The sequence below is a fragment of the Endozoicomonas sp. genome (assembly GCF_031844845.1).
Taxonomy (GTDB): Bacteria; Pseudomonadota; Gammaproteobacteria; order Pseudomonadales; family Endozoicomonadaceae; genus Endozoicomonas.
Window position 1 is genome coordinate 1 of the sequence record NZ_JAVRMB020000004.1, and the last position, 8697, is coordinate 8697.

An 8697-nucleotide genomic window follows, 5' to 3' on the forward strand; every position below is an offset into this window, starting at 1 on the left:
ACCACGCAGAGCGTGGGAGCGAGGAGGGTTAACCTCGTTCCCACGCTCTGCGTGGGAATGCATAGCCAACCACAGGAATCGTGTCTGTGGTTGGGTTCTGGCGCTACCACGCAGAGCGTGGGAGCGAGGAGGGTTTTGGGGGGTGTTTTGCCCTTTTTCGACACCCTCCTGCGCGGGAAAGACGGAGGGTTGGTACTTTCTATAATGCCACTTCCCTTATCGGGGATAGAGTTTACCCAGTTCCTGATCACTTCCCATTTCAGGCTTTTTTGTCCTGATTTTCTGGCATTCTTCAAGCACCGTATTTAGCAGAGCTTGTATATCTGCAGCTTTTGGCTCGGCTGAATAAAGGCTGGCAGCCAGATCATTACAGGCTGCTTTGAGTTCATTGGAGCCAAGCTGGTTCAGGCAGTCTGTCAGTGACGTCAGTTTATTGTTGCCAGGATATAAACGACTCCAGTTCTGTAATTCATTCAATGTCAGGCGAACATTTTTCTGCTGGCAGGCGCTTTCCAGACTGGCAAATGCAGCAGCCTCCTGTACCTGATTGTTAGAAGGGTGGTGATCACCGGTTATTTTTTCATGACTGTCAGCCTGTTTTCCTGAACTGGATTTGAATCGCCAGATGCCAAGGGTTACCAGCCATAACAGTGCGAAGAGACCGGTCAATCCTTGCCATAAGCGAATGGACGTATTATCTGGCTCGCTGGAAATAATGGATGGTTCCGGGCACCCGGTTACCTTGCTTACTTCAGTTTCTGCCGGGGTGCTTACTGCCATGGGAGGTGTTTGTGCTTTGGCATTGGGGTCAGGCGCCACATCAATGGTGGTTGCCGGGAGGCTGGAGACTCTGACTTCACCACGAGCCGTATCAAACCAGATGTATTCCACAGCGGGCAGAGTGATAGTGCCTGAATGGGTTGGAATCATGGCAATGGAATCCGTACGCTGGCCCTGAATACCATTGAGCGTTTCGCTGTCTTCTGTACCGGACTTATCCGGATAACTATTAACCCCCTTTGGCTGAGGCATCAGTATGGGAGGCAGTTGAGCTGCACTGAGGCCATCGGCTGCGACCGTAATGGTTCGGGTAATGGCATCACCGACTTTCAGGGTATTCAGAGGCTGGCTCCATGTTTCCTGGATGGTCAGCTTTCTTGCTGGCAACCAGGTCTCTTTGACCGGGTAACTCTCTGGTTTTGGTTTGACTTCAACCCGGATTTCCGGTGAGCGGGCAATCACAGGTTTGCCGCCACTTGAGAAGATGCTGCCAAACGGGTCGCGGGGTTCAACCGCAACGCCGGTAAATGTCAGTGATGGAATAACCATTTCACCCACTGCCTGGGGATGAATGGCGTATTTCAGCTCAAAGCCGCGGTAACGGATACCATTAATAACCGTATCGAATTTTCTGGTTTCACCCAGCTGTTGCATCAGGGCATCGTCAATATTCAGGGCACTTAAACGATTATCATCGTATAGCTGGACACTGAAGAAAATCTGCAGGGTAAAGATCAGCTCCTGTTGCACGTAGATGCTTTCACTGCTGACTTCAGCTTTCATAAACAGTGGGCTGGTATCACTTCCGGAATCGTCTGCTTTTTTATCCCTGACCGTAATGGTGACCGGCTCAGATGCCTGAGCACCTAATTTGATGGGAGGGATGATCAGAGTACCCTGCTGTTTGGGAACAAGGCTGATAACCCACTCACGGGAGTATTCCCTGTTGCCGTTAGTGATGCGGGTCTGGCTCTGCTGCCGGGTGCCTAATAGATCAAAGCTCCACTCCAGAGGCGACAGGTCGGGCGCATCACTGCTATTCATATCCGTACGGAGGGTCAGCTCCAGGGATTCGTGGCTGGCAATAACGGTGCTGTTAACGCTGGCAGTAAAAGCGGCGTTGGCCATGTTGGCCATTAGAAGCGCAATCAATAACAGGGTGACCGCAAGAAAATGGCTTAAGTTTTGGCGTGTAGTTCTTGCCAGCATTTGCTTTCCTCGTTCCCCGGCTCCGGCGTGGGAATGTATAAAATGGTTTGATAACAGCCAGAATAATCGCAGGTTTACCATAATGATCCCTCTCTGGCTCTTTGCTGCTGTTGTTGCAGGAATTTTCTTCTTAATAAACCACCGGGGTCGTCAGGAATGGTTCTCAGCCAGCTTTCAACCGCCTGCTGTTCCGGAGACAGTGGTTGTTCATCCGATGATTCAGCCATGGACTTGCCGGTTTGTTCACTCGCTTTGTCTTGTTCTCTTCCGGTAGCAGGGGGGGCGGGGGCGGTTTCAGACTTTTTATCCGGTTCTTCAGCACCAGATTTACTCTGGCTCTGTTGCTGGTTTTGGTCAGCGGGAGATCCATCCTGGCTGGGCTGCTGATCCTGTTCATTTGAGCTTTGACGATCTTGCGGATTCTGAGATTGAGATTCACCAGCCTGACTATCATCGCTATCTTGCTGCTGATTGTTGTTTTCCTGAGATCCCTGCTGATTATCCTGGTTCTGTTCTCCCTGCTGTTGCTGATCATTACTCTTGTTTTGATCACTTTCCTGGCTTTGCTGATCCTGTTGAGAGCGTTGCTTCAGCAACTGTTCGACCAGTTTTCGATTGAACTTTGCATCTTCCATATCAGGTTGTTGAGAGAGTGCCTGATCATAAGATTTCAGGGCTTCCTGCAATTTGTCCGCTTTGGCCAGCGCATTGGCTCGATTGTATTGGCTGACACTGTCGTTTTCTTTGTTTTGGGTAGCCAGAAGTGAGGCGGATTCCTCAAACTGTTGATTCTGAAACAGGGCTTCAGATTTCCAGGATGGGTCTGAAAACAGGCTTGCCGCCAATTCCGGATCACCTGACTGAAGCGCCTTCTGTCCCTGCTGGTCCCGGGTCTGCCAGAGATCATCCCAGCTGAAGGCTTTGGCCTCCTGTGTCATCGGTAGTAAGGTGATCATCATCACCACCATTAACCACCCTCTGCGAAAACCAAACAGGGCTGCAGGCAGTAGCAACCATACCAGCCAGTAACCGGCGTCATACCATTGGTCAAGTTCCCGGTCGGCAGATTCCCGTTCAGAAAACAGCGGCTCATTGCTGGTGGTGGGTACCAGTACTTTCAGGTCATTATCCGCGAGCGTCATGGTCTGATAACGTCCACCATTAGCTCTGGCTAATGCCTGCAACCGGGCTTGATCCAGCTGGGGGACGATAATGGTTCCCTGTTTATCCTTCAGATAACCACCCCCGGGTAATGGAATGGGTGCTCCCTGTTCAGTACCTGTTCCCAGGATGGAAAGGCGAAGAGAGCTGTTTTTCAGAAGGTCTGTGATCTGTTCTGCCTGTGCTTCAGAGAGGGAGCCAGTAACCAGCAGGATATCACCGGGTTCATTGCTTCCCTGTGTCATCAGTTGTTTGGCCAGGCGAATGGCCTCAACGGGCTTCGTTTCATTTGGAAGGATGCCCTGTACAGGCATAACGTCAGGGCTGAGGGCTTTGATCAGGTTGTTTAGTGTACGACTATCGTCAGTTAAAGGCGCGACCGTGTGTGCTGATCCTGCATAGGCTACCAGTGCCGAGAGTCCTTCACTGCGCAGATTGAACAGATCCTGCAGTTTAAACCGTGCCCTGGTGAGTCGGTTGGGCGACAGGTCTGCTGCATACATATTGAAAGAAAGATCTACGGCAACCACCAGGGGGTGCTGGCTTTTACTGACGGGAACAGGTTGCTTAATCCAGGTGGGGCCGGCCATTGCCAGGCAGGTGACGACCCAGCCGAACAGAACCACCATCAGTGGCCAGCGAACCGGCTTGTTATTCTCTCCTTCCAGTAACCAGGAGAGCAGCTCTGGAGCAATGACTTTTGCCCAGCTTCCCTGTGTCTGCTGTTGTTGCCACAACAGCACGATCAATATAAGACAGGGTACTAACATAAGAAGCCAGAGCGGTCTTAAAAAGTGAAACTGCGACATCAATTCCATCATGGCCTGGCTCTCCATTTGGCCGCAGCGCTCCCTGGCATAATGTTCACCAGTGCCGGTATCAGGCTGAGCAACAGAGCCAATCCCAGTGGCCAGAAAAACAGGCCCTTGCTGGGGCGGAAGGTTTCTTCTTCCTGTACTGTGGGTTCAAGCTGATCCAGCAGGGCATAAATGTTGCTGAGTTCCCCAATGTTACGGGCCCGAAAATACTGGCCACCGGTCAATTCGGCCATCTCTTTCAGTGTCTTTTCATCCAGATCGGCAGAAGGGTTTACCCGCCGGCCCCCAAAAAATCCGGGTTCAATCATTTCCTCTGCACCCAGACCAATGGAATAGATTTTGATTCGCTCTTCTTTTGCTATCTGGGCTGCCTGCAAAGGTGAAATCTCCCCAGCGGTGTTGGCGCCATCGGTCAGAAGAATAAGCACCCGACTGTCTTCAGGTCGTTTGCGCAGATGTTTGACGGCCAGACCCAGTGCATCACCAATGGCTGTTTTATTGCCTGCCATGCCGATACCGGATTCATTCATCAGAGCCCTTACCGTTTGCCGGTCAAAGGTCAGGGGAGTCTGAAGATAGGCTTGAGTACCAAACAGAATCAACCCCAGGCGATCACCCCGGCGGCGCTCAATAAAGTCATTCATTACTGACTTGGTGGCAGTGAGTCGGTCAACCTGACGACCACTGAGCACCATATCATTGATTTCCATACTGCCGGAGAGGTCAACGGCCATCATCAGGTCACGACCACTGTTCTGAAATTCGATGGGGTCTCCGAGCCATACCGGTTTGCTGGCTGCTATCAATAGCAGCGTCCAGATGAGCCAGGGCAGCACCATGGACTTGCGGGAGGCGGTTGTTTTTTCTACCTTCTGTTCACCAATGATTGATGATAATTCCCGGTAGAAGGGGATGTGCAGTGCTGAACCACTACCGTCACTGGCGGGTTTAACCCATCGATAAACCAGTAGAGGTAGCGGCAGTGCGATCAGAATCCAGGGCCATTCAAACTCAAGCATGGTGTTTCTTTATCCATCGCCGGGTCAGTTCGTAGATATCTTCAGTGGGCAGTGAAGCATTGGGGTTGTAACGGTCATTATTGAATGCACTGTGGTTGAGAAACTCCGGTGTGCTGCCTGTTTTCGCCAGAAACTGGCACCAGCACGCACCATTCAGGCCGGCTACATCACTGTTGGGAAAGGCTCGCAGTGCCACTCTCTTTAACAGTTCATTGCAGTCACGGGCAAAACGGTGTGGGGATTGATGTTCCTGATATTCAGCAAGTGTCTCGGTGGCCTGCTGCAGTGCCACAGTGCGATAGCGATTTTTTTTCCAACGACGATAGACGTATATAGTCAGAAGGGTCAATAAGGTGATGGTTATCGTTGCCAGCACCCACCAGCCAATGGCGGGTGGCCAGAAACCAACAGGGTCTGGAAGATGATTGGGACGGAGCTGGTCCAGTGGATTTTGTACTTCCATGACTAATCCCTGAGTGGCGAGGGAAATTCAAAACAAAATTTAGAATATTTCTTAATGTAATTCACTGAGACCGCTCCTGGCTGTTTATCCTGACACCATAAAGACCCAGCAGTTGCTGTGCGGAAGGTTGTGCTGCACTTATTTGCAGTAAGGGAATTCGCAAGCGTGAAAGCATGGTCTGCAGCTGTTCAGTTTGTTTCAGGTAATGTTGATGAAATTGCTGACGGAGCTGGGGCTGGCCAGTATTAATCATCAGGCTGTGCATGCCATCGGTAACAGAATATCGATTCGGCGTTGGCAATTCCGATTCCAGTGGGTCGCTCACCTTGATGGCCCTGAGTTCATTATGACGGGCAAGCCGGGACAGGTGCTGCTCGGCCTCTTCATTAATATGGTGGAAGTCACTGATCAAAAATATCTGGGTTCCCGGATGGGCAACGCGCCGGGCATGCCTCAGAGTTCTGGTAAGGCCGTGTTCGGCATCCAGGCTGGATATGGACGTGGCCCGAAGCTTTCGGTTCATCATTTCTGTCTGGTTCAGCCAGTGCATCAGTGTTTTTCTGGAGCGTTTCGGGCGTGTTTCCTGAAGCTCCTGCTCATTAAAAATAACACCACCGATGCGATCACCGTGATTCAGCGTTGCCCAGGCGATCAGGGCTGCGATTTCAGCAGCAGTCACCGATTTAAAGTTGAGTTGACTACCAAAGAACATGGCATGGCTCTGATCCAATAGCACCATAACCGGCCGTTCACGTTCTTCCTGAAAGACTTTGGTGTGGGGCTTCATTCTTCGGGCGGTGACCCGCCAGTCGATGGAACGGATGTCATCACCAAACTGATAGGCCCGGACTTCCTCAAAGTCCACGCCCCGTCCCTTAAAAGGAGAGCGGGCATTTCCCTGCATCTGCTGGTGGCTTCGTCCGGGGCGAAACAGTGGCAGGTCTTTAGCCTGCAGCCGCAGGTTTACCAGACTCTGTAATGTGCAATAGGCACCGCTCATAGCTCTTCCAAAACTGTTTTTCGAGAGCCTTTCAGGCTACAGGGACCAGTTTCAACAACTGGCTGATAATCTGATCTGCGTCTTTTCCTTCCGCTTCAGCCTCAAAGGTCAGTAGCAGCCGGTGGCGAAGAACATCATGGGCGATCGCCTGAACGTCATCAGGGCTGACAAAATCACGGCCATCCAGCCAGGCATAGGCTCTGGCACAACGATCCAGAGCGATGGTTCCCCGGGGGCTTGCACCATAGTCAAGCCAGCCTGCCAACTGGTCGCTGTAAAGCGTCGGGTTACGGCTGGCATTGATTAGCTGAACGATATATTCCTCGACAGAGGGTTCCATGTGAACGGCCAATGCTTCCTGACGGGCCTGAAGAATCTCTTCCTGTTTCATAGGGTTTTGTGGTCGTTCAACGGATGTCTGCATGGCTTCACCCCTGGCGAGGCGAAGAATAGCCCGCTCTGCTTCAACATCGGGATAGCCCACCCGCACATGCATGATGAAACGATCCAGCTGGGCTTCCGGCAGGGGATAGGTGCCTTCCTGCTCAATGGGATTCTGTGTGGCCATCACCATGAAAACCTCCGGCAGCGGGTAGGTTTTCTGACCCACACTGACCTGCCGTTCGCCCATGGCTTCCAGTAATGCGGATTGAACCTTGGCCGGGGCGCGGTTGATTTCGTCGGCCAGAATCAGGTTGTGAAAGATGGGCCCCGGCTGAAAACGAAAGCTGCCATCTTCGGGCAGATAGATATCGGTACCGGTGACATCAGCGGGTAAAAGGTCTGGCGTGAACTGAATGCGGTGGAAATCCGCATCCAGGCCCTCGGACAGTGCTTTAACAGCGCGGGTTTTAGCCAGGCCCGGAGCGCCTTCCACCAGCAAATGACCATCGGCAAGCAGCCCCGTCAACAGGCGGTTGACCAGATGCTCCTGACCAATAATGGTGCTGGAAAGATAGTGCTTCAGCTGACTGAACTGGGTAAAGCAATGGCTTGTTGGCATTCTATTTCAACCTGGAATGTTTGGTTGTCTTTTATCACTGGTCTTGTTCACTGGCAGCAATTCCCGATGAATATTAAACATCCTCTGCCGCAAGCGATTCAGCTTGGCCATAAAAAAAGTAATCGCACAATTTATCGACTAAAATTCCCCCATACCACTTCACTGTCGTTGACTTGATCATGGCTACCGCTATTCAGAAGTACAGCAAGCACCTTAATGCTACGAATCTCATCAATATAGTCTCTGATTGCTTCGAAAATATTAAAGATCCTCGTCCTGATAAGTGCCCAATCCCTTTTGGGGATTTTCCAAAATCGGCCTTTGCTATGATGCATCAAAGGAATGACTCACTTTTAGAATTTGATAGTAAACGTACCGATCCAATTCAACGCCATAATCTCGAAAAGATGTATCGTGTTCATGATGGAATAATCCCATCTGACAGTCACATGAGTGCAGTAATTGATTTGATTGAACCTGCCGACATTCAAAAGCCATTTAAAGAGTTTTTTTCTGTTATCCAGCGTAGCGGTGCTCTCAAAGCATTTAAATTCAGCTGTGGTAAGTTGAAAGATTATTATCTGATGCCTATCGATGGTACAGGGCTTTTTCATTCAAAAAATGTAGCTGTAAAAATTGCTGCGTTAGAAATAAAGGGGAACCTAATGAATCCTATTACCATAATTTAATGGGAGGCTGTATTGTTCATCCTGATCAAAAGACAGTCATCCCTTTCGCGCCGGAAGCCATCATGCACCAGGATGGTTGCACCAAAAATGACTGCGAGAAAAATGCAATCAAACGCTATTTTGCACGGCGGAAACGAGAACATCCCCAGTTGAAACCAATCATCCTTCTTGATGGCCTGTACGCAAATAACCCTATGATTACCTGATCAAAAACTACCTGATTACCACCGACCTTACGTCATGAGCCAGCTGCTATAACAAACGTCGATAGCCATGTGTTTTGGAGGTAAAACTGATGTGTAAAAATACCATTCAGTTCCAAAAAGGCATTAGCATTAGGCAATTTCTGGCTAATTACGGCAGTGAAGAGCAGTGTGAGAACGCGCTGTTCTCCTGGTGCTGGCCAGATGGCTGCCAATGCCCGAAATGTGGTTCCCGCAGTTTCTGAAAGCTTCACCGGAAAGCTGAATTCCAGTGCAATTGTTGCCGTTGCCAAACCTCGCTTACCAGCAACACCATCTTTGACTCAACAAAGCGGCCTCTAGCTACCTGGTT

Annotated in this window: 7 protein-coding genes and 1 pseudogene; 2 read left to right on the plus strand and 6 right to left on the minus strand. The window is 50.6% G+C overall.

From position 1 onward, the window contains the following. Nucleotides 1–216: 216 nt before the first annotated feature. The 6 genes from RM811_RS00110 to RM811_RS00135 form a co-directional block, all read right to left on the minus strand. A complete protein-coding gene (locus RM811_RS00110) occupies nt 217–1989 on the minus strand; it encodes a BatD family protein (protein WP_402519433.1) in 1773 nt (590 codons plus the stop codon). A 74-nt stretch (nt 1990–2063) separates the two neighbouring features. Then, nucleotides 2064–3986, minus strand: a complete 1923-nt coding sequence (locus RM811_RS00115) for a VWA domain-containing protein (protein WP_402519435.1) — start codon at nt 3984–3986, stop codon at nt 2064–2066. Further along, complete coding sequence (locus RM811_RS00120) at nt 3968–4987, minus strand: vWA domain-containing protein (protein WP_402519437.1); 1020 nt, start codon at nt 4985–4987, stop codon at nt 3968–3970. Before RM811_RS00120 ends, RM811_RS00115 begins: the two co-directional genes overlap by 19 nt. Further along, on the minus strand, nt 4980–5450 hold the full coding sequence (locus RM811_RS00125; protein ID WP_402519440.1) for a DUF4381 domain-containing protein: 471 nt from the start codon (nt 5448–5450) through the stop codon (nt 4980–4982). Before RM811_RS00125 ends, RM811_RS00120 begins: the two co-directional genes overlap by 8 nt. Nucleotides 5451–5511: 61 nt before the next feature. Next, on the minus strand, nt 5512–6450 hold the full coding sequence (locus RM811_RS00130; protein WP_402519443.1) for a DUF58 domain-containing protein: 939 nt from the start codon (nt 6448–6450) through the stop codon (nt 5512–5514). Between the two features lie 31 nt (nt 6451–6481). Further along, a complete protein-coding gene (locus tag RM811_RS00135; protein WP_402519446.1) occupies nt 6482–7453 on the minus strand; it encodes an AAA family ATPase in 972 nt (323 codons plus the stop codon). Nucleotides 7454–7632: 179 nt separating this feature from the next. Between RM811_RS00135 and RM811_RS00140 the strand changes: the two genes are divergently transcribed. Next, nucleotides 7633–8142 (plus strand): hypothetical protein, encoded by a 510-nt coding sequence (locus RM811_RS00140; RefSeq protein ID WP_402519448.1) that lies wholly within the window; start codon nt 7633–7635, stop codon nt 8140–8142. 295 nt (nt 8143–8437) lie between these two features. Then, nucleotides 8438–8697 (plus strand): annotated as a pseudogene (locus tag RM811_RS00145) (transposase); the annotation flags it as partial.

Coding starts and splice junctions, on each gene's coding strand:
- RM811_RS00120 (WP_402519437.1), bottom strand. CDS start 4,987: ATGCTTGAGTTTGAATGGCCCTGGATTCTGATCGCACTGCCGCTACCT.
- RM811_RS00135 (WP_402519446.1), bottom strand. CDS start 7,453: ATGCCAACAAGCCATTGCTTTACCCAGTTCAGTCAGCTGAAGCACTAT.
- RM811_RS00110 (WP_402519433.1), bottom strand. CDS start 1,989: ATGCTGGCAAGAACTACACGCCAAAACTTAAGCCATTTTCTTGCGGTC.
- RM811_RS00130 (WP_402519443.1), bottom strand. CDS start 6,450: ATGAGCGGTGCCTATTGCACATTACAGAGTCTGGTAAACCTGCGGCTG.
- RM811_RS00115 (WP_402519435.1), bottom strand. CDS start 3,986: ATGGAGAGCCAGGCCATGATGGAATTGATGTCGCAGTTTCACTTTTTA.
- RM811_RS00140 (WP_402519448.1), top strand. CDS start 7,633: ATGGCTACCGCTATTCAGAAGTACAGCAAGCACCTTAATGCTACGAAT.
- RM811_RS00125 (WP_402519440.1), bottom strand. CDS start 5,450: ATGGAAGTACAAAATCCACTGGACCAGCTCCGTCCCAATCATCTTCCA.